The 20,058-nt window shown below is 71.8% G+C and carries 19 protein-coding genes; 4 read left to right on the top strand and 15 right to left on the bottom strand.

Translation table 11 applies throughout. The features are described 5' to 3' along the window. Positions 1-16 precede the first annotated feature (16 nt). The 10 genes from AQI95_RS19435 to allB form a co-directional block, all read right to left on the bottom strand. Positions 17-1,198: a cytochrome P450 family protein gene (locus AQI95_RS19435; protein WP_067124706.1), complete on the bottom strand. Its 1,182-nt coding sequence runs from the start codon at positions 1,196-1,198 to the stop codon at positions 17-19. Between the two features lie 80 nt (positions 1,199-1,278). Continuing rightward, positions 1,279-1,950, bottom strand: coding sequence for a response regulator (locus AQI95_RS19430; RefSeq protein ID WP_067124703.1), 672 nt, complete (start codon positions 1,948-1,950; stop codon positions 1,279-1,281). A 62-nt stretch (positions 1,951-2,012) separates the two neighbouring features. Continuing rightward, complete coding sequence (locus tag AQI95_RS19425; protein WP_067125074.1) at positions 2,013-3,263, bottom strand: histidine kinase; 1,251 nt, start codon at positions 3,261-3,263, stop codon at positions 2,013-2,015. A gap of 215 nt (positions 3,264-3,478) precedes the next feature. After that, positions 3,479-3,967: an AfsR/SARP family transcriptional regulator gene (locus AQI95_RS19420; RefSeq protein ID WP_079071335.1), complete on the bottom strand. Its 489-nt coding sequence runs from the start codon at positions 3,965-3,967 to the stop codon at positions 3,479-3,481. A gap of 187 nt (positions 3,968-4,154) precedes the next feature. After that, entirely contained in the window at positions 4,155-4,928 is a 774-nt protein-coding gene (locus AQI95_RS19415; RefSeq protein WP_279617008.1) for an SDR family NAD(P)-dependent oxidoreductase, read from the bottom strand. Between the two features lie 377 nt (positions 4,929-5,305). Next, positions 5,306-5,701: a guanyl-specific ribonuclease gene (locus tag AQI95_RS19410; protein ID WP_067125069.1), complete on the bottom strand. Its 396-nt coding sequence runs from the start codon at positions 5,699-5,701 to the stop codon at positions 5,306-5,308. 166 nt (positions 5,702-5,867) lie between these two features. Next, on the bottom strand, positions 5,868-6,494 hold the full coding sequence (locus AQI95_RS19405) for a dihydrofolate reductase family protein (RefSeq protein ID WP_067124699.1): 627 nt from the start codon (positions 6,492-6,494) through the stop codon (positions 5,868-5,870). A 74-nt stretch (positions 6,495-6,568) separates the two neighbouring features. Beyond that, positions 6,569-7,384: an AIM24 family protein gene (locus AQI95_RS19400; protein WP_079071334.1), complete on the bottom strand. Its 816-nt coding sequence runs from the start codon at positions 7,382-7,384 to the stop codon at positions 6,569-6,571. Positions 7,385-7,508: 124 nt separating this feature from the next. Then, entirely contained in the window at positions 7,509-8,624 is a 1,116-nt protein-coding gene (gene alc, locus AQI95_RS19395; RefSeq protein ID WP_067124697.1) for an allantoicase, read from the bottom strand. Positions 8,625-8,677: 53 nt separating this feature from the next. Next, positions 8,678-10,015, bottom strand: coding sequence for an allantoinase AllB (gene allB, locus AQI95_RS19390; RefSeq protein ID WP_067124694.1), 1,338 nt, complete (start codon positions 10,013-10,015; stop codon positions 8,678-8,680). 273 nt (positions 10,016-10,288) lie between these two features. Between allB and AQI95_RS19385 the strand changes: the two genes are divergently transcribed. Then, positions 10,289-11,083 carry an IclR family transcriptional regulator gene (locus AQI95_RS19385; protein ID WP_067124691.1) on the top strand — a complete coding sequence of 265 codons (795 nt, stop codon included), beginning with the start codon at positions 10,289-10,291 and terminating at the stop codon, positions 11,081-11,083. Positions 11,084-11,172: 89 nt separating this feature from the next. On the opposite strand, the gene AQI95_RS19380 is transcribed toward AQI95_RS19385, so the two are convergent. Next, complete coding sequence (locus tag AQI95_RS19380; RefSeq protein ID WP_079071333.1) at positions 11,173-11,487, bottom strand: DUF5955 family protein; 315 nt, start codon at positions 11,485-11,487, stop codon at positions 11,173-11,175. Positions 11,488-11,617: 130 nt separating this feature from the next. Here AQI95_RS19380 and AQI95_RS19375 point away from each other — a divergent pair, with 130 nt between their 5' ends. Next, a complete protein-coding gene (locus AQI95_RS19375) occupies positions 11,618-12,220 on the top strand; it encodes a nucleotidyltransferase family protein (protein ID WP_067124685.1) in 603 nt (200 codons plus the stop codon). Between the two features lie 184 nt (positions 12,221-12,404). Beyond that, the gene (gene aceB / locus AQI95_RS19370; RefSeq protein ID WP_067124682.1) at positions 12,405-14,030 is read left to right on the top strand and encodes a malate synthase A; all 1,626 of its coding nucleotides are present in this window, start codon (positions 12,405-12,407) and stop codon (positions 14,028-14,030) included. Between the two features lie 98 nt (positions 14,031-14,128). Here the strand turns inward: aceB and AQI95_RS19365 are convergent, their stop codons facing one another. After that, a complete protein-coding gene (locus AQI95_RS19365; protein WP_067124679.1) occupies positions 14,129-15,043 on the bottom strand; it encodes a HipA family kinase in 915 nt (304 codons plus the stop codon). Between the two features lie 290 nt (positions 15,044-15,333). Here AQI95_RS19365 and AQI95_RS19360 point away from each other — a divergent pair, with 290 nt between their 5' ends. Continuing rightward, on the top strand, positions 15,334-15,888 hold the full coding sequence (locus AQI95_RS19360) for a DoxX family protein (RefSeq protein ID WP_079071332.1): 555 nt from the start codon (positions 15,334-15,336) through the stop codon (positions 15,886-15,888). Between the two features lie 66 nt (positions 15,889-15,954). Here the strand turns inward: AQI95_RS19360 and AQI95_RS19355 are convergent, their stop codons facing one another. The 3 genes from AQI95_RS19355 to AQI95_RS19345 are packed head-to-tail and all read right to left on the bottom strand — an operon-like array spanning position 15,955 to position 19,647. Then, positions 15,955-17,031 carry an ABC transporter ATP-binding protein gene (locus tag AQI95_RS19355; RefSeq protein ID WP_067124676.1) on the bottom strand — a complete coding sequence of 359 codons (1,077 nt, stop codon included), beginning with the start codon at positions 17,029-17,031 and terminating at the stop codon, positions 15,955-15,957. A gap of 1 nt (position 17,032) precedes the next feature. Next, entirely contained in the window at positions 17,033-18,574 is a 1,542-nt protein-coding gene (locus AQI95_RS19350; protein ID WP_067124673.1) for an ABC transporter permease, read from the bottom strand. Continuing rightward, positions 18,571-19,647, bottom strand: coding sequence for an extracellular solute-binding protein (locus AQI95_RS19345; protein WP_159056541.1), 1,077 nt, complete (start codon positions 19,645-19,647; stop codon positions 18,571-18,573). Before AQI95_RS19345 ends, AQI95_RS19350 begins: the two co-directional genes overlap by 4 nt. Positions 19,648-20,058 lie beyond the last annotated feature (411 nt).

The raw sequence follows: 20,058 nt of genomic DNA, 5'->3' as shown, positions 1-20,058 counted from the left end.
CGGACAGGCCCTAGGGTCACCAGCGCACCGCGAGGGTGCGGGGTCCTCTCATCAGGAGGCCGGGCAGCCAGTCATCGGGGTGGGCGTCGAGGGCCAGGGCGGGGGCACGGCGCAGGAGGCTGCCGATGGCCGTACCACCCTCCAGGCGGGCCAGGGGCGCGCCCAGGCAGAAGTGGATGCCGTGGCCGAAGGCGATGTGGCCGCGGGGGTCGCGGCGGATGTCGAAGCGGTCCGGTGCGGCATAGCGGTCGCCGTCGCGCTGGGCGGCGCTGAGGCCGACCATCACATGCTCGCCCCGCTCGATCCGGACGCCGCCGATCTCCAGGGGCTCGGTGGCATGGCGGAACGTGGCCGTCTGGACCGGGCCGTCGTAGCGCAGCATCTCCTCGATCGCGCCGTCCAGCAGGCCCATGTCGGCGCGCAGGGCGGCGAGTTGATCGGGGTGGGTGAGCAGGGCCAGGACGCCGTTGGCGATGAGGTTGACCGTGGTCTCGTGGCCGGCGACCAGCAACAGGAAGGCCATGCCGCGCAGTTCCTCGGCCGAGAGCCGGTCGCCGTCCTCGGCGGTGGTGCGGATCAGGTCGCCGAGCAGGTCGTCGGACGGACCGGAGCGCCGCTTGTCCTCGATCAGCTCGGTCAGATACGCGGCGAGGCCGACGATCGCGGCGGTCTCGGACTCGGAGTCGGTCGGTGCGACCGACTCCGACGACAGCTTGCGGAACTCGTCCCGGTCGATCTCCGGGACGCCGAGCAGCTCGCAGATGACGGTGATGGGCAGCGGGTAGGCGAGGGAGCCGATGAGGTCGGCCCGGCCGGCCGGGAGCATCTCGTCCAGCAGGTCGTCGGTGATCTGCTGGACGCGCGGGCGCAGCCGCTCCACCCGGCGCATCGTGAACGCGCGGGCGACGAGGCCGCGCAGCCGGGTGTGCTGCGGTGGATCGACGGTGAGCATGTTCGGGCCTATCAGGTCCTCGTCGAGGAAGCGCACATCGACCTTGCTGCCGTCCTTGGACAGACGGGGGTCGGCGAGTGCGGCGCGGGCCTCCTCGAACCCGACGACGAGCCAGCTCGTGTAGTCCTCGTCGGCGCCCGGTGGCCGGACGCGGTGGACCGGACCCCGCTCGCGCAACTCCGCGTACACCGCGTGCGGATCGCGGCGCAGTCGGTCGCCGTACTCCTCCAGATCGATCCGTTCCATGACCTTCCCGTCCTCCCCTTGCGGCCCCCGAGGCCAGGACAGCAGCACCCCAGTACACCGACAACGTCCGGGACGCGCGATCAGTGCCCGTCGTCGTCGAGGAGTCCGGCGTCGTACGCGAGCAGTGCGATCTGCACGCGGTTGTCGAGGCCGAGCTTGGCGAGGATCCGGGAGACATGTGTCTTGACGGTGGCCACGCTCATGTACAGCTCGGCGGCGATCGCGGCGTTGGCGAGGCCGCGGCCCACGGCGACGGCGACCTCGCGCTCGCGGTCGTTGAGGACGGCGAGGCGTTCACGCGCGCGTGTCTGGCGTGCGTCGGCGGCGCTGCCGGCCGCGTGTCGCATCAACTGCCGGGTGACGGCGGGCGAGAGCACGGGGTCGCCGGCCGCGACCCGGCGCACCGCGTCGACGATCTCGGTGGGCGGGGTGTCCTTCAGGACGAATCCGGCGGCGCCCGCGCGCAGGGCGTGCAGCACCTGTTCGTCGGCGTGGAACGTGGTCAGCACCACGACCTGCGGGGCGTCGGCGCGTGCGCGCAGCCGCTCGGTCGCGGTGAGCCCGTCCACCGAGGGCATGCGGATGTCCATGAGGACGACGTCCGGCCGGGTCCGCGCGACGAGTTCCTCGGCCTCGGCCCCGTCCGCGGCCTCCCCGACGATCTTGATGCCCTCGGCCCCGCCGATCATCAGGGCCAGTCCGGCCCGGACCAGCGGGTCGTCGTCGACGAGGAGGAGTCTGATCGGCGTCATGGGCCTTACGTAATCACGGTGCGGGCGGCGCGTGGGGGGCGTATCGGCGTACGGCGACGTCGTCAGGGTGTCACGCCGGTGTTTCCCCAGGGCAGCCAGGCCCGGATCTCGAACCCGCCGTCGGCCGTGCTGCCGTGTTCCAGCCGGCCTCCGGTGAGGGTCGCGCGTTCCGTGAGGCCGATCAGGCCCTGGCCGGAGCCGGGGACGGGGGTGGGCTCGGTGGTGGGCGGCGGGTTGCCGATCGTGAGGGTGAGGCCGTCGCCGGGGGTGCCGGTGAGGCACAGGGTGACCTCCGCACCGGGAGCGTGCTTGCGGGCGTTGGTCAGGGCTTCCTGGGCGATGCGGTAGGCGGTGCGGCCGACGGAGGCGGGTACGGCGGCCGGGTCGGCGACGCGGTGGTCCAGGCTGACCTTCATGCCGGCCTCGCGGCTCTCGGCGACGAGGGCGTCCAGCGCGGCCAGGGTCGGCTGGCGGCGCTCGTCCGCCGTGTCCTCGGACTCCCCGGCGCGCAGCACTCCGATGATCTCCCGCAGATCCTGGAGCGCCTCGTGCGCGCTCTCCCGGATCACCCCGGCCGCCCGGACGATCTCCTCCCGCGGCGCGTCCGGCCGGAACTCCAGGGCGCCCGCGTGCACGCTGAGCAGGGTCAGCCGGTGGGCGAGGACGTCGTGCATCTCGCGTGCGATGGCCTCGCGGGCGAGCCGCTGCGCCTGCTCCGCGCGCAGCCGCGCCTCGGCCTCCGCGCGGCGGGCCCGCTCGCGCAGGCTCAGCATGAGCAGCCGCTTGGAGCGGACGAACATGCCCCAGCCGATGACGGAGACGGCGAGCAGCACGGCGAACACGACGGATCCCGCGTAGGGCAGGTCGTGGTCCGGGCGCACCCAGTAGTAGAGGGGGATGAGGGCGAGGTTCACCCCGCCGATCCAGGCGACGTACCGGAAGGGCCGGTGCACGGCCAGGGTGAACAGGGCGACCAGGCTCGCTCCGCCCGCGGTGGAGGACACGAAGCTGACGGCGACCATCGCGACGGCGAGGCCGACCGGCCAGCGGCGGCGCAGCCAGACGGTGCCGCAGGACAGGGCGCCGATCACCACGTCGGCGACGGCGAAGCCCTCGGGCACGTCCGGATGCTGGAGCAGGGCGGCGGCGGTCGCGAGGAACAGCAGCACGGCCAGCAGGAAGCAGGAGGAGTCGACGACCCAGTCCCGCGCGGTGCGCCGGGGCGGCCGGCCGTCGGGGCCGGAGTCCGGGTCGAGCCCGTGCAGCAGGGCCGAGGGCAGCATCCACCGGCGGGGTCCCGCCTCGCTCGCCATGGTGTGGCCCAGCCCGTTCTCCGTCACGGTCGACCAATCTACGCAGGATGCGGGGGTACGGGCCGCACCCTGCGCGGGATCGGCTACCAAAGTCGCGGACCCATGGACTTTCGGCGGCGCGCCCGCTCCCCGGCTAGAGCGACGCGGCCGGCCACCGTGCGACGGCCTCGGTCAGCCGGGGGGCGGGGTGCGGCGGTGGCGCGGATACCGCCGGATCACGTGAGCTGGGCCGCCCGGGTTCGCAGGTGCGGTCCCTGGGTCACTCCGGCGAACGGGGCGGCGGTCCACCGGCCCAGCGCCTCGCGCAGCCGCCGGCTCGTCGGCTCGAGGTCTCCGGCCCCCATGGCGCGGTAGCCCGCTCCGGCCGTCCGCTCGAACGCGCGGGCGTCGCTGCCGCCACCGGTGTCCAGCGGGTACCCGCCCGGCACCCGGGCCCGCACGCCCTCGGCCGACCGCGCACCGCCCTGCGCCCGCAGCGCGGCGGCGATGACGGCACGCAGCCGGCGGACGTGGGTCTCCAGCAGCAACTCGGCTTCCGCAGGCGCCCCGTTCGGCCACAGCTCCTCGGCGATGGCACAGGTGGGGACGGCGTGATCGGTGGAGGCCGCGAGCAGGGCGAGCACCTGCCGGGTGGGTGCCGTCGGCGGCGCGATCGGCACCCCCGCCTCATGCACGGTCAGCCCGCCGAGCACCCTCAGGTCCATGCCGTCCCCCTCCCGGCTGTCACCGACTCAGCGAAGCAGTGATATAGCCATTCTTCTGTTTTCGGGTCCGCCGGTTCCGCCTCAACAGGGTTGATCCGGTGGGGAGTTCGACGCGACCGACGGGGCGCGGAGGCCGGACGTCGGTGGGTCCGCCCCCCACCCCCTCAGCCCCGCCGGGCCTCAGCCCTCACACGGCGCTGCATCCTCCGTCCACGGGCACCCCGGCTCCCGTGACGAACGAGGCGTGCTCGGTGCAGAGCCAGAGCGCCGCCTGAGCCACTTCGCGCGGGTCGGCGAGGCGCTGCTGCACGGCCCGCGCGACGGCGCCCTGCTCCAGCTGGGGAACCCGCTCGATCTCCGCCTCCATCAGCTCGGTGCGGGTGGCGCCCACCATCAGCGCGTTGACACGGATGCCGCGCCTGCCGTATTCGGCGGCGGCGGCCCGGGTCAGGCCGAGCACCGCGTGCTTGGCCGCCACGTAGGGGGCGATCGCCCCGGTGGCGAAGGACCCCGCCGTGCTGCAGGTGTTGACGATCGAGCCGGCCTTCTGGCGGAGCATGACCGGGATCTGCTGCTTGAGGCAGTTCCACACACCCCGCACGTTCACGTCCATGATCTGGTCGTAGACGGCGTCGTCCGTCTTGTGCAGCGGGGTGCCGACACTCCCCCAACCCGCGTTGTTGAAGGCCGCGTCCAGCCGGCCGTACGCCGTCACCGTCGCGGTCACGGCCCGCTCCACGTCCCCCGGTGACGTGACGTCACCCGCCGCAACCAGGACGGTGCCGCCGGCCGCCCCGATGTCGTCCGCCAGGGCGCGCAGCCTGTCCTCGCGTCGTGCCATGACGGTCACCGCCGCCCCCTGGGCGGCGAACAGCCGGGCCGCCGCCTCGCCGATGCCGCTGGAGGCTCCAGTGATCATGACGACCTTGTCCTGGAGCAGACCCTGCGCAGACTCCGCCACGGCGTTCCCCTCTCGCGTTGCCGATCAAGCCATGGCCCCGACGGTACGGGGCGGGCCACCCGAACGCACCGCCCACGAGCCAACAGCCGACGGCCGTCCGGCGAAACGTGGCACCGCCCGGTTCACGGCCGTCCCTCAGGCCCACGGCCGCCGGCGCCGCCGGGGCACGGCCCGCGCCGACCGCCTGCCAGGTCCGCTGGCCACAGGTCCGCCAGGAACGCGAGCAACGGCAGTGGGCCGCCGGGACGGATTCCCGGCGGCCCACTGGTGACGCGGAACGCCCGGCCCGCCCGCGGCCCGGGCGTGGGGGGACGGCCGCGGGGCGAGGCCTGCGTGTCACAGGTGTCGCACTGTTCCCTCTGATCCTGCCGACCGGTTCAGCAGCCGAAGTCGACCAGGTCGAACGTGGCGTAGTGGTCGGAGGTGTAGTAGTCCTCCTGGCTCTGCTCACCGGTGACGATGCGTCGGGCACCGCGGGTGGGGGAGCCGGGGGTGATCACCGTGTACTCGTGGTAGTAACCGCTCGACTGGCTGGGCAGGACGCCTTCGCGGTTGGAGAAGACGACGCCGTCCTGCGAGTACGGGAAGGGACCGCCCTGGGCGATCAGGTCCAGGGTGTCGTGGGCCTGCGAGGGCAGGTCGCCGTAGCAGATGCTGCCGACCGACGAGACCGCGGCGTCCGCCGTGGTGGCGGAGACGGTGCCGCCCACGAGGAGGGCGGACAGGAGCGCTGCTGCGGCGCCGATACGAGTGGCGCGTGGGGGGAATCTCATGTCCCCCATGATGACGCGCGTAGACATTGGCATGTCAACGACAAGGTTGAAGATTTTCCCTTCAAGTCATACGAGTTTTCAGGAAGTTAACCTGCGGCCCCCGCACCCCCACGCGGTCCTCACAAGCACCGGCGGGGGCGCTCCTCGACCGGGTCCGGGGTGCGGTCTAGGCGTCGTCGGGGAGTTCGTACGAGCCGTACTCGGGGCTGCCCGCCAGGTCGTACGTCTGGATCGACACGCCCGAGCCCGTGACCTGGCCGCCGGTGTGCCGGAAGCCGGTGGGGACCATGCCCTCGGGGAACAGGCGGCGGCCGGCGCCGAGCACGACGGGGAAGGTCAGCAGGTGCAGGGTGTCGAGGAGGCGGAGGTCGATCAGGGAGCGGACCAGCGCGCCGCTGCCGTGGACCTGGAGTTCCTTGTCCGTGTGCTCCTTCAGGGACCGCACCTCCTTGGCGAGGTCGCCTCGGACCACGGTGGTGCCGGACCACTCGGGGGCCTCGAGGGTGGCGGAGACGACGTACTTCGGCAGTGCGTTGAGGCCGGCGGCGATCGGGTCGGTCGGGTCGGTCACCTTCGGCCAGTACGAGGCGAAGATGTCGTACGTACGACGGCCGAGCAGGAAGGCGCCGGCGCGGCCGAAGACGTCGGTGACGAAGCCGCCGAAGTCCTCGTCGCCGTGCGGGAAGCTCCAGCCGCCCTGGGTGAAGCCGCCGCTGGTGTCCTCCTGGGGGCCGCCCGGTGCCTGGTGGACGCCGTCGAGGGTGACGAACACGGTGGAGACGAGCTTGCTCATGGCGAGTGCCTTCTTCCGGGTGCGGGGTCCGCTGCCATCAGCTGAGACCCCGCCGGCACCCGCAACTCATCGGTTCAGCCGGCGTGGGTGGAGAACAGTCCGCCGGTCGGGCCCTGCTTGTCGCCGCCCTGGGCCTTCTTCAGGGCGTTGGCGAGGCTCTCGATGGTGAGGGACTGCAGGATCACCCGGCCGTTGCCCTCCAGGGTGGCCAGGGACAGGCCCTCGCCGCCGAACACGGCGTTCATGATCCCCTGGCGGTTGAGGCCGCCGACGCGCTGGACGCCGTACTGGATGCCCTCCTCGAAGGCGACGACACAGCCGGTGTCCACCTCGATGCGGCCGCCGAAGTCCGCCGGGTTGAGGTCGATGAAGTTGCCCGCGCCGGCGATGATCACCGTGCCGTGCCCGGTGAACTTCTCCAGGACGAATCCCTCGCCGCCGCTCATGCCGGTGCGGCCGCCGGCGAAGGCGATGCCGAACTCGACGGTGGACTCGGCGGCCACGAAGGCGTCCTTCTCGGCGAACCACGCGCGCGTGCCGTCGAGCTCCAGGGCACGCATCTCGCCGGGGAGCACACCGGCGAAGCCGACCGTGCCCTCACCGCCCTGCGAGGTGAAGTACTGGAACGCCAGCGACTCGCCCGCGAGCACGCGCTGGCCGACCTGCATGGCCGTGCCCATGGCCTGGCGCAGCAGGCCGCCCATGCCGCCGCTGCCGCCCTGCCCCTGCTGCCCGCCGCCCGCGGACGGGCCGGACAGGCGCGTCTCCATGGTCACGTTCGTGGTCTTGAACAGGAACTTTCCGGCCTCGCAGTACACGGTCTGGCCGGGCTGCAGGTTGACGACCGCCATCTGCATGGCGTTGCCGACGATCTCTTGCTGAAGGGTCACGTGGGGAAGAACGCAGAAGACGGACCCGTAAGTTCCAGGGGGCCGGAACCGGGTCCGTACGGGTGACACGCGGGGCGCCCGGTGCTGTCCAGGCCGGGGCGCCCCGCGCGGGTCCAGGGGTGGGTCAGCCGCCCAGTTCCTGGTGGCGGGCGGCGAGCCGGGCCGCGCCGTCCTCGGTCAGGGAACCGAACAGCCTGAGGCGGGAGATGCCGCCGTCGGGGAAGATGTCCACGCGCGCGTGCGTACCGACGGCGGGGGTCGGCAGCACGAAGCGGTGGTTGGTGTCGGGCTGCAGGCGGGTGCGCGGGAGGACCTCCGTCCACGCGCCGCTCTCGCCGTCCTTGACGGAGACCGAGGCCCAGCCGGCGCTGTTGCCCTTCAGATAGGCGGTGTCGATCTCGATCGCGCGGATCTGCGACTGGGCGACCAGCTGGTAGCGGATCCAGTCGTTGCCCTGGTCGCGGCGGCGCCGGGTCTCCCAGCCGTCGTCCATCTTGCGGGAGCGGCCCGGCTGGATGGTGTTGGTGGCCGGGGAGTAGAAGAGGTTGGAGGCGTCCTCCACCTGGCCGCCGTTCTCCAGCGCCACCACGTCGAAGGTGCCGAGGACCGCGAGCCACTCGGGGTCCGGGACGACCTCGCCGTACACGCGCAGGCGGGCGATGCCGCCGTCGGGGTGCTGGTTGACGCGCAGGTGGGTGAAGCGCTGCTCGACGGTGACCTCGAAGCCGTTGGCCGCGTGGCCGCCGACGGGGGTGCGCGGGACGATCGTCGTCCACTTCACGTCGTCGCCCCGCAGCTCCTCCGGGGACGGGGAGCCGGGGACGGAGGCGGCCTCGACGGAGACCGCCTGCGGGTAGTTGCCGCGGAAGTGGGCGGTGTCGACGACGACCCCGCGGATCACACCGGGCGCGCCGAGGCGGACCAGCGCCCAGTCGTGGTCCTCGGCGGTCGGCCACGGGTGCTCGGCGCCGACACCGCGCCGGCGGCGGGTCTCCCAGCCGTCCATGATCTTGCCCTTGTGTCCGAAGTGCTCGGGGTCGAACTCGGCCCGCTCGGGCACCAGCAGGTTCTCGCGCTGGGCGAAGAACTCGTCGTTGGCGGCGATGACACCGGCGCCGAGCTGCCGGTCGGCGAGGTTGGCGTACTGGGTGAAGGGGAAGTCGGCGGCGCGGTAGTCCGCGTACGGGTCGCCGCCTCCGTAGGGGTTCGCGTCGCCGGTGAAGCTTGGTGTCGCCGTCACGGTGATCAGGGGTTCCTTTCTGGGCGTCGGCCGGTTGCGGGTGCTCGGGGGTCTTACTGGGGGCGGGTGAGCAGGGCGCCCTTCGGTTCGGTGAACTCGCCGCCGGCGGCGATGCGTTCGCCGCGCAGCCAGGTGGACTTCACGACGCCGTGCAGGGTCTTGCCGGCGTACGCGGTGACCCGGTTGCGGTGCTGGAGGCCGGCCGGGTCGACGGTGAAGGTCTCGTCGGGGGCGAGGACGGCGAAGTCGGCGTCGCGGCCGGCCTCGATGGCGCCCTTCTGCCCCAGGCCCACGAGCGCGGCGGTCTGCGTGGACATCCAGCGCACGACGTCCTCCAGCCGGTGGCCACGCGCGCGTGCCTCGGTCCATACGGCGGAGAGGCTGAGCTGGAGGCCGGAGATGCCGCCCCAGGCGGTGGCGAAGTCGGAGGTCTTCAGGTCGGCGGTGGAGGGCGAGTGGTCGGTGACGACACAGTCGATGGTGCCGTCGGCCAGCGCCTCCCACAGCAGGTCCTGGTTGGCGGCCTCGCGGATGGGCGGGCAGCACTTGAACTCGCTGGCGCCGTCCGGGACTTCCTCGGCGGTGAGCGTGAGGTAGTGCGGGCAGGTCTCCACGCTGATCCGGACGCCCTCGGCGCGGGCGGCGCGGATCAGCGGCAGCGCGTCGCTGGAGGACAGATGCAGCACGTGCACGCGGGCGCGGAGCCGCTTGGCCTGCGCGATGAGATTCGCGATGGCCGTGTCCTCGGCGTCGCGCGGCCGGGAGGCGAGGAAGTCGACGTACCTGGGGCCGCCGTGCTGCGGGGCGGCGGCCAGGTGGTGCGGGTCCTCGGCGTGCACGATCAGCAGGCCGTCGAAGCCGGCGATCTCCGCCATGGACTGGGCGAGCTGGTCCTGGTCGAGGTGCGGGAACTCGTCCACGCCGGACGGGGACAGGAACGCCTTGAAGCCGAAGACGCCGGCGTCCTGCAGCGGGCGCAGGTCCTTGACGTTGTCGGGCAGGGCGCCGCCCCAGAAGCCGACGTCGATGTGCGCCTTCTCGCGGGCCACGTCCTGCTTGGTGCGCAGGTTGCCGACCGTGGTGGTCGGCGGGAGGGAGTTGAGCGGCATGTCGATCAGCGTGGTGATGCCGCCGGCCGCCGCCGCGCGGGTGGCGGTCCAGAAGCCCTCCCACTCGGTGCGGCCCGGATCGTTGACGTGCACGTGGGTGTCGACCAGGCCGGGCAGCAGGACATGGTCGCCGAAGTCCTCCAGCCGTGCGCCGGCCGGGACCTCCGCGTCGTACGGCAGGACGGCCGTGATCTTTCCGGCGGAGACGGCGACCGAGGCGGCCCGCGTCCCTTCCGGCGTGATGACGCGCGTCGAGCGCAGGACCAGTTCAGCGTCGGACACCCGAACCCCTCTCTGTACCGCCGTTTTACGCTCCAGAAACGGGATTTACACCCACGTAACGGATTTCAACGTTCTGTTGAAGGAGTCTTCACCGCCGCTTCTCCGCCGTCAAGGGGCACACTTCCGGACAACATGCAGGCTGCACCCACTCTGGACGTTTCCACAAAGCGGAATTAGAATTCCAGCAAGCAGAACGTAGCTACGTACAAGCAGGGAGTCAACCGACTGCCGGGTAGGCTGCTTCCCTCCTGCCAGTCCCGAAAGGAACGCGCCGTGCCGACGTCCAGCGCCAGCACCACCGACTCCGCCAAGCCCTCCGCCGGGGGCGGGGTCCAGTCCCTGGAGCGCGCCTTCGATCTGCTCGAGCGGATGGCGGACGCGGGCGGCGAGGTGGGCTTGAGCGAGCTGTCCGCGACCAGCGGGCTGCCCCTGCCGACCATCCACCGACTGATGCGCACACTGGTCGCCTGCGGCTACGTCCGCCAGCAGCCGAACCGGCGCTACGCGCTCGGCCCCCGGCTCATCCGGCTCGGCGAGTCCGCGTCCCGGCTGCTCGGCACGTGGGCGCGGCCGTATCTCGCCCGGCTCGTCGAGGAGACCGGCGAGACCGCGAACATGGCACTGCTCGACGGCGACGAGATCGTGTACGTGGCACAGGTGCCGTCGAAGCACTCGATGCGGATGTTCACGGAGGTGGGCCGACGGGTGCTGCCGCACTCGACCGGAGTGGGCAAGGCCCTGCTCGCCGGGGTGGCCGACGAGGAGGTGCGGGCGCTGCTGTCCCGGACGGGCATGCCGGCCGCGACCGAGAAGACGATCATCACTCCCGAGGGCTTCCTCGCGGCACTGGACGACGTACGACGCACGGGATACGCCGTCGACGACAACGAGCAGGAGATCGGGGTGCGGTGCCTCGCGGTGTCCGTACCGGACTCCCCCACGGCCGCCGCGATCTCCATCTCCGGGCCGGCGGGGCGGGTGACGGAGGCGGCGACGGAGAAGATCGTGCCGGTGTTGCAGCAGATCGCCCTTGAACTGTCCCAGGCACTGGCCAGTTCCGGCGCCTGAGAACCCGGGGCGCGGCTCTCGTCGGCGACGACCGGTGCGTCGCGGCCCCTCGTGCGGTTCCCCGCGCCCGCGTGACTGATCCCCCGCCGTCAGGCTCGCGGCGACTCCCCGAACAGGTCCACCGCGTCCCGGACCCCGCTCAGCCCCCTCGCCAAGGCGCTCACCGAGCCGATCGCGCCGGCGATCAGCAGCAGGGAGCTGCGCAGGCGCGGGACCTCCGGGGAACCGCCGGACGCCATCGCCGCGAGGGCCGCCAGTTCGTCCTCGGCGATGACGCGGTCGGGGAACTCCGAGGGGAGCGCGGCGAGTTCGCGGCGCAGCCGGGACACGGCGGTCCGCAGTTCCGCCACCCTGGGGTCCTCGTCGCTGCCGGTCACCGCTCTCTGCCCCAAGCTCCGCAACACAGCCCTCCCCCTCACACTCCGTCGTGCGCGGGCCAGTAAACGCCACCGCGTCCGGGAGCGCCACAACGCGGACCGAAATTCAGCCCAAGGGAAACCGGCGGCATCCTCCCCCGTCAGGTATGCAGGACGTATGACGGACAACCATCACGAGGAGGTCGCCGGGCTGCTGCTCGCCGCGGGCGGGGGCAGACGGCTCGGCGGGCGGCCCAAGGCGCTGCTGGAGCACCGGGGGCGCCCTCTGGTCGAGCATGCGGTCGGGGTGCTGCGCGCGGCCGGGTGCACCCGGATCCACGTCGTACTCGGAGCGCGCGCGGACGACGTCCGAAAGCGTACCGACCTGAGCGGCTGCGTGCTCGTGGACAACCCCGACTGGGCCGAGGGCATGGGCTCCTCGCTGCGGGCCGGACTGACCTCGCTCGACGGCACGGGGGCCCGCGCGGCCCTGGTGAGCCTCGTCGACCAGCCCGGCATCGGGGCGGCGGCCGTGGCGCGGGTGCTCGGCGCCTTCGAGGACGAGAAGTCACTGGTCTCGGCCGCCTACGACGGCACACGCGGGCATCCCGTGCTGTTCGGCGCGGCCCACTGGGCGGACATCGCGGCGACGGCCACCGGGGATCGCGGGGCCCGTGCCTATCTGAAGGAGCACGCGGCGCGGATCCGGATCGTGGAGTGCGCGGACGTGGCCGAGCCCTACGACATCGACACCGAGGCCGACCTGCGCCACCTTGAGTGAGGAGGGTGGCACTGGGCGCCACCTTTCCTCGACTCAGAGAATCTCGACATCAACAAACCATTGAAGTTCCACGATGAGGAAACTACTATCCACTGTTCAGAAGCGCCTGCCCGCACAGCTGGCGCTGTTTGCCCTATTCGTGCCACTGGGCACCCGGTGCCACCGCTGAAGGAAGTGACAGCTCATGTCCGCACCAGCGCCGTCCCCGCTGGCCATCGTCGACGCCGAGCCCCTGCCCCGGCAGGAAGAGGTCCTCACGGACGCCGCGCTCGCCTTCGTGGCGGAGCTGCACCGGCGGTTCACCCCGCGCCGTGACGAACTCCTCGCCCGCCGGGCCGAGCGCCGCGCCGAGATCGCCCGCACCTCCACGCTCGACTTCCTTCCCGAGACCGCCGCGATCCGCGCGGACGACTCCTGGAAGGTCGCCCCGGCCCCGGCCGCGCTGAACGACCGGCGCGTCGAGATCACCGGCCCCACCGACCGCAAGATGACCATCAACGCCCTCAACTCGGGCGCGAAGGTCTGGCTCGCCGACTTCGAGGACGCCTCCGCGCCCACCTGGGAGAACGTGGTCCTCGGCCAGATCAACCTGGCCGACGCCTACACCCGCAGCATCGACTTCACCGACCCGGGGTCCGGGAAGTCGTACGCCCTTCGGCCCGACGAGGAGCTGGCGACGGTCGTCATGCGCCCGCGCGGCTGGCACCTGAACGAGCGGCACCTCGTCGACGCCGACGGCCAGGCGGTCCCCGGCGCCTTCGTCGACTTCGGCCTGTACTTCTTCCACAACGCCCAGCGACTGCTGGACCTCGGCAAGGGCCCGTACTTCTACCTGCCGAAGACCGAGTCGCACCTGGAGGCCCGGCTGTGGAACGACGTGTTCGTGTTCGCGCAGGACTACGTCGGCATCCCGCAGGGCACCGTCCGCGCCACCGTCCTGATCGAGACGATCACGGCCGCGTACGAGATGGAGGAGATCCTCTACGAACTCCGGGACCACGCGGCCGGGTTGAACGCCGGGCGCTGGGACTACCTGTTCTCCATCGTCAAGAACTTCCGTGACGGCGGCCCCAGGTTCGTCCTGCCGGACCGCAACGCGGTGACGATGACGGCCCCGTTCATGCGGGCGTACACCGAACTCCTCGTCCGCACCTGCCACAAGCGGGGCGCGCACGCGATCGGCGGCATGGCGGCCTTCATCCCGTCCCGCAAGGACGCCGAGGTCAACAAGGTGGCCTTCGAGAAGGTCCGCGCCGACAAGGACCGCGAGGCGAACGACGGCTTCGACGGCTCCTGGGTCGCCCACCCCGACCTGGTGCCGATCGCCATGGAGTCCTTCGACAAGGTCCTCGGCGACAAGCCCAACCAGAAGGACCGGCTGCGCGAGGACGTGCACGTCGAGGCGGCCGACCTGATCGCGATCGACTCGCTGGCCGCCAAGCCGACGTACAACGGTCTCGTCAACGCCGTCCAGGTCGGCATCCGTTACATCGAGGCCTGGCTGCGCGGGCTCGGCGCGGTCGCCATCTTCAACCTGATGGAGGACGCGGCCACCGCCGAGATCTCCCGCTCGCAGATCTGGCAGTGGATCAACGCGGGCGTCGAGTTCGAGAACGGCGACACCGCCACTCCCGAGCTGGCCCGCAAGGTCGCCGCCGAGGAGCTGTCCGACATCCGCCAGGAGATCGGTGAGCAGGCCTTCGCCGCCGGCCACTGGCAGGAGGCCCACGACCTGCTGCTGCAGGTCTCCCTGGACGAGAACTACGCCGACTTCCTCACCCTGCCGGCGTACGAGCAGCTCAGGGGCTGAGCCTCGGGGCCACGAGCAGCACAGGCGCCCCGAGCACCACGAGCGGCACGAACGAAACGAGCGGCCCCGGGATCGCCCCGGGGCCGCTCGGCCGCTTCTCAGCCCAGGTGGGCCGACCAGTCCTGCTCCGCGGCCGGCTCGCCGTGCAGGTCGGGGACGCGCCGGAGCCAGGCCGGGCGGCCCGCCTCGGTCTGCTGCGCGCGAAGGGCGTCCTCGGCCGCGAGCTGCTCACGGCTCGGGAAGTCGGTGGGCAGCCACTCGCGCGACAGCCGTGCACGGGCCAGCAGGTAGTCGACATAGGCGGCGCGTACGTCGTCCGGGGTCGCGAAGCCGGCGTCCTCGGCGAGCCAGGCGTCCGGGACCTCGGCGACGATCCCGCGCAGCAACTCCTCGGTCACCCGCGGCGCCAGCTCGGCGTCGGCGGCACGGACGTCGGGGCCGTAGTGCCCGAGGGCGTGCTGCCTGAAGTCGTACTTCTTGCCCGGGGTCGTGGTGTCCCAGCGGTGGTGGAAGACGAGGGCGGCGCCGTGGTCGATGAGCCACAGGCGCGGCGGCACGGTGCCGAGCGTGGGCCAGACCATGAGGTTCGAGCTGTGGACCGTACGGTCCACGTTGACGGTCAGCGCGTCCAGCCAGACGATCCGGCCGGCCTCCAACGGGTCCACGCGGAAGGTCTTCGCGAGTTGCGGGGTGAGGTCGCGGGCGCCCGGCAGCCAGTCCATGCCGAGGTTCACGCCCGCACTCGCGCCGTGCAGCGCCCGCACCTCCTGGTGCGGTTCGGCGGCGGCGATCGCGGGGTCGAAGTGGACGAGGACCAGCTCGGGAAAGCGCAGGCCGAGAGCGCGGGCGAGTTCCCCCACGATCACCTCGGCGACCAGCGCCTTGTGGCCCTGTGCGGCGCCGGTGAACTTGACGACGTACGTGCCGAGGTCGTCGGCCTCGACGACTCCGGGGACGGAGCCACCGGATCTCAGGGGAGTGATGTAGCGGGTTGCAACGACCTCTCTCATCATCTGAGCATAGTGAGCAGGCGTGACAGCCGGAGAGGAGTGCCCGGGCCACATGCGCCGGAGTGCGGAGGCGAACGTGCTCGATGAAGCGTGCGCCTGCCGTCGGGCCTGAGGCTGCCCGGAGCAAGTGGGACATGTCGGCGCACGAGCCGCCCTGCGGACCCCCGGCGGGTGGCGAAGCGCCCGGCGAGCCTGGCCGCGGCGGAGGGTGCTCAGGCGAGCGTCCGATGTGCGAGGTCACCACTGTTGCGGAAGTATCGGTAGGGGCGATTCGCACCCACCGGAGCACTCAGATGACGAAGCGCAACGCGAGGTGGCCTCCGACCTCCACGCCATCGGCGGCACTACGGGCCTCTGCGCCGGGGTTGCACGCCGGCGACTGGGGGCTTCTGCTCATCAGGCTGGCCTTCGGCCTGTTCATGGCCGGGCACGGCTCGCAGAAGCTCTTCGGGCTGTTCGGGGGGCCGGGGCTGACGGCCACCGGCAAGGGTTTCGACGCCCTGGGCTACCACCCGGGGAAGTTCTTCGCGCTGATCGGCGGCCTCTCGGAGTTCCTCGGCGGTCTCGGTCTGGCCGTCGGGCTGTTCACGCCCCTCGCGGCCGCCGCCCTGATCGGTGTGATGATCAACGCCATGGCGACCGTCACCGGGGCCCACGGATTCTGGGACACGGACGGCGGTGTGGAGTACAGCGTCTGCATCGCCGTCGTTGCCCTGGCCGTCGCCGCGATCGGGCCGGGCCGGCTGGCCATCGACCGCTTCTTCCGCTGGGGTGCCGGCGGCTGGCTCGAAGCCGGCTTCGCCCTGGGTCTCGGAGGTGTCGCCGCCGCGATCACGCTGAGCCTGTGAGAGCGCGGCTCTGGACGTCCGCATCGCCGCGCTGCGCCGGACGTAGGCCGTTACCACTGGCTGAAGCTACGGAGCAACGGTCAGTGTCTGCGCCGGGTGGTCCTCGGTACGGAGGGGGTGGGCGGGGCCCTGGGCCTGGAGGTGGACCTGGGTGCCGATGGCCGGCGGTGCGGCGTCCGTGTAGACGACCAGGTGCTCGGGCAGATCCCGGCCCGGGTCCGGGGCGAGCTCGACGCGGTGGTCGTGGCCCCGGAACAGGTGTGCGGTGACCCGGGCCTGGACGGTGTGCGGGCCGGGTTCGGGCGTCATCCGGAGTTGGTGGGGGCGGAGCATGACGACGCCGTCCCACCGGGTGTCGGTGGTGAGGGGCAGGGGTCCGAACGCGGTCGTGGCGTACCCCTCGGTGGCTTTGGCGAGCAGCAGGTTGGCCTCGCCCAGGGCTCTGGCGATGCCCTCGTCGGCCGGCCGGTGATAGAGAGCATCGGGGGTGTCGGCCTGCACGATACGGCCTGCCCGCATCACGGCGATCGTGTCGGCGAAGGCGAATGCCTCGTCCACATCGTGGGTGACCAGGATCGCCGTGGCGCCCGCGCTGCGCAAGGTGGCGGCGATCTCCGTGCGCAGTTCGGTGCGCAGCGCGGCGTCCAGAGCGGCGAACGGTTCGTCCAGCAGAAGGAGTTGGGGCCTCGGGGCGAGGGCGCGGGCGAGGGCCACGCGTTGCTGCTGGCCGCCGGAGAGCTGGTGCGGGTGGCGGTCGGCGAGGCCGTCGAGCCCGACGAGGTCGAGCATCTCCCCCACCCGCTCGCGGCGGTCGGCGCGAGGGAGGCCGAAGCCGATGTTGGCGGCGACCGTCAGGTGCGGGAAGAGCGCCCCGTCCTGCGGTACGTACCCGATGTGCCGACGCTCGGCGGCGACCCTGGTGCGGCCGTCGTCCAAGGTGCGGCCGTGCAGGGTGACCCTGCCCCCGGTCGCGGGGTGGAAGCCCGCGACGATGCGGAGCAGGGTGCTTTTGCCGCAGCCGGAGGGTCCCAGGACGCAGGCGAGCGCCCCGTCCTCGACGGTGAGGTCGAGTCCGGTGAGCACGGGGCTGCGGCCGTGCGCCGCCTCCAATCGGTTGATCAACAGGCCCGGCTGGCCGGCCATCTCAGTTCTCCTTGGGTGCGGTCGGCTGAGCGCCGAAGGTGCGGCGGGTGAGGATCAGGACGGCGGGCACGGACAGGGCGACCATCACGGCGGCGTACGGCGCCGCCGCTCCGTAGGAGAGGCCGGTGGTGTAGACCCAGAACTGGGTCGCGAGGGTCTCGGTGCCGGTCGGGCGCAGCAGGAGCGTGGCGGTGAGTTCGGTGCTCGCGGTGAGGGTGACCATCGCGAAGGCGGAGCCGAGTCCGGGCAGGATCAGCGGCAGGACGACTCGGCCGAGGACCACCGTCCTGCGGACGCCCAGCGAGCGCGCGACGTCTTCGACGCCGTGCGGCACGTGCGCGAGGGAGGCCCGCACGGAGGTCAGGGCGAGCGGGAAGAACAGCACCACATACCCGGCCACCAGCAACGACGGCTGCTGGTAGAGGGGTTGGGCGTAGCGGATGGCGAAGTACACCACCGACAGGGCGACGGCGATGCCGGGCAGCGCCCTGGTCAGGTAGGCGGCGCGTTCCACGGTGCGGGCCAGGCGGGTGGGCCGGCGCCAGGAGTAGAGCGCCACCGGGACGGCGGCGGCGGTGGCGAGGGCCGCCGATGTCAGGGAGTACCCCAGGGTCGTCGCCGTCTCGGTGACGATGGAGGCGGACGGCAGGGTGGTGGAGCTGCCGCGCACCAGCCAGTGGAGAAGTGCGAAGACCGGCACCCCGAGCGTCACCGCCACCACCGCCGCCGACGCGGCTGCGGCGGCCGGCTTCCAGCGGCCCAGGGCCACCGGGGTGCAGCCGCGCCCGGTGGTGCCCTCGCGCACCACCCGGCCGCGCCGAGCGGCGCGCGCGTCGAGAACGACGAGGAGGAGGGCGAGGCCGACCAGGGCGAGGGTGAGCAGGCTGGCGGAGGCCATGTCGAAGCTGGTCTGGTACTCGTTGTAGATCGCGGTGGCGAACGTGGTGTAGCGCAGCATCGAGAACGCCCCGTACTCGCCCAGGAGATAGAGCGAGACGAGCAGCGCGCCGCCCGCCAGGGCGGGGCGGGTGAGCGGCAGCGTGACACGCCACAGGGTCGCGAACCGGCCTCGGCCCAGGCTGCGTGAGACCTCCTCGGCCGAGGCGTCGGCGTGCCGCAGCGTGGCGGCCACCGGCAGGAACACCAGCGGATAGAGCGAGGACGTCATCACCAGTACCGCACCCCAGTACCCCTGCACCTGAGGGAACAGCGAGACCCAGGAGTAGCCGTGGACGAACTCCGGTACCGCGAGCGGCATCGCCAGCGCCACGGTCCACGCCCGCCGACCGGGCAGGTCGGTGCGTTCCACCAGGTAGGCGGCGCCGAAGCCGAGCACGAGCGTGCCGGCGGTGACGACCGTGGTGAGGGCGACGGTGTGCCACAGCAGAGTGGCGACCACGGGCCGGGCCAGCAGTCGGTGCACGGTGTCCCCGCCCGCCTGCGCGGCCTGCAGCCCGACGAACGCCAGCGGCGAGGCGACGAGCAGCGCGACCAGGCCCGCCACCAGCGGCAGCGGGCCCGGCGCCGTGCGGAGAGTCCTCACAGCAGGCCGACGGACTGGAGGAGTTGCAGCGCGTCCTTGCCGTCACCGAGGTCGCCGGCCCGGGTGACCGGTCCGGAGGCCGTCAACGCCCGGCTCACCTTGGTGTTCTTCACCCCGGCGGCGAGCGGGTACTCGTAACTCTCGGAGGTGGCGATGATCTGCTGGGCGGGCCTGCTGGCCAGGTAGGCGAGGAACGCCTGGGCGGCCGCCTGGTGCTTGCCGTGGGAGAGGACGCCCGCGCCGGAGACGTCCACCAGCGCGCCCGGGTCGCCCTGCTTGAAGTAGCCCAGTGCGCTGTGGATGTGGGCGGCGCCCTGCTCGTCACGCAGCCGGTACCAGTAGTAGTGGTCGATGACACCGCCGTCGACCTCGCCCCGGTTCACGGCGGCGACCAGGTCCTCGTTGCTGCCGTAGACCTTGCTGTTGGCCTTCAGCCCCGCCAGCCAGCTCTTCGCGCCGGCCTGGCCCTCCGCCTTGATCATCCTGGAGACGATCGGGGTGAAGTCCGTCTCGCTCGGCGCGATGCCCAGCTTCCCCTTCCACGCCGGACCGGCCAGGTCCTTGACGCCGGACGGCACTTGGGACGCCCTGAGCTTGCCGGTGTCGTAGACGAACGCGGCCTCGCGGGCGGAGACGCCCACCCAGTCGCCCTTGGCCGAGCTGTCCGCCGACGGAACCGCCGCCAGAGCGGGGGCGTCGGCCTTTGCCAGCAGGCCCCTGTTCTCCAGGGTGGTGAGCGCGGGCGGGTTCTCCGCGAAGAACACATCCGCCGGGGAGGCCGGCCCCTCGGTCAGGATCTGGTTGGCCAACTCGGCCTCGTCACCGGAGCGGACGCTTGCCTTGATGCCGGTCCGCGCCTGGAAGTCCTTCACCAGCGCGCTGACCGTCTGCTCGTGCTGACCGCTGTAGACGGTGATCGTCTGCCCCTTCAGCGAACCCCCCGACGCCTTGTCCGACGACGCGCCCCCGGAGTCGTTCGAACCGCTGCACCCCGCCAGCGCCAGAGCCGACAGCGACACCGCCGTCGCCAGCACGGCAGACCGGCGCACGGACCGCAGGACGATTCGAGACATGAGACCTCCGAAGTGAGACACACGGCCGCCGACGCCACCCCCACGGCACACGCCCGCCATCAACAAAGCAGGCTCACCTTACTTAGGTAAGCCTTGCCTGAAAACACATCCATGGAGGATCGGCAAGTAATGATTCGGCCACCCTGAGGTACCGAAAGTGGCGATTCGTTCAGCTTTGACGGTGCCCTTTTGACCACCTCATAGCCCGTTCATAGGCTCCCGATGAAAGCCCCATCACCACTGGCCGCACCAACGGTTACCGAAGCGTGACGGCGAGTGCTTCGCAAACACATCGATCAGCCTGCGCACGGCACCGGGAGGGCCGGATCGGTTGCGACCCTCGACGTGACATCCGTCACAGCCCGCTCGGCAACTAGGCGTGCGCAATAGTAGATACGACTCCGATGACAT

The sequence above is a fragment of the Streptomyces yokosukanensis genome, assembly GCF_001514035.1.
Classification (GTDB): domain Bacteria; phylum Actinomycetota; class Actinomycetes; order Streptomycetales; family Streptomycetaceae; genus Streptomyces; species Streptomyces yokosukanensis.
This window is presented reverse-complemented; position numbering and strand designations above follow the sequence as displayed.

Coding starts and splice junctions, on each gene's coding strand:
- AQI95_RS19435 (WP_067124706.1), bottom strand. CDS start 1,198: ATGGAACGGATCGATCTGGAGGAGTACGGCGACCGACTGCGCCGCGAT.
- AQI95_RS19430 (WP_067124703.1), bottom strand. CDS start 1,950: ATGACGCCGATCAGACTCCTCCTCGTCGACGACGACCCGCTGGTCCGG.
- AQI95_RS19425 (WP_067125074.1), bottom strand. CDS start 3,263: ATGGCGAGCGAGGCGGGACCCCGCCGGTGGATGCTGCCCTCGGCCCTG.
- AQI95_RS19420 (WP_079071335.1), bottom strand. CDS start 3,967: ATGGACCTGAGGGTGCTCGGCGGGCTGACCGTGCATGAGGCGGGGGTG.
- AQI95_RS19410 (WP_067125069.1), bottom strand. CDS start 5,701: ATGAGATTCCCCCCACGCGCCACTCGTATCGGCGCCGCAGCAGCGCTC.
- AQI95_RS19405 (WP_067124699.1), bottom strand. CDS start 6,494: ATGAGCAAGCTCGTCTCCACCGTGTTCGTCACCCTCGACGGCGTCCAC.
- AQI95_RS19375 (WP_067124685.1), top strand. CDS start 11,618: ATGACGGACAACCATCACGAGGAGGTCGCCGGGCTGCTGCTCGCCGCG.
- aceB (WP_067124682.1), top strand. CDS start 12,405: ATGTCCGCACCAGCGCCGTCCCCGCTGGCCATCGTCGACGCCGAGCCC.
- AQI95_RS19365 (WP_067124679.1), bottom strand. CDS start 15,043: ATGATGAGAGAGGTCGTTGCAACCCGCTACATCACTCCCCTGAGATCC.
- AQI95_RS19360 (WP_079071332.1), top strand. CDS start 15,334: ATGACGAAGCGCAACGCGAGGTGGCCTCCGACCTCCACGCCATCGGCG.
- AQI95_RS19355 (WP_067124676.1), bottom strand. CDS start 17,031: ATGGCCGGCCAGCCGGGCCTGTTGATCAACCGATTGGAGGCGGCGCAC.
- AQI95_RS19345 (WP_159056541.1), bottom strand. CDS start 19,647: ATGTCTCGAATCGTCCTGCGGTCCGTGCGCCGGTCTGCCGTGCTGGCG.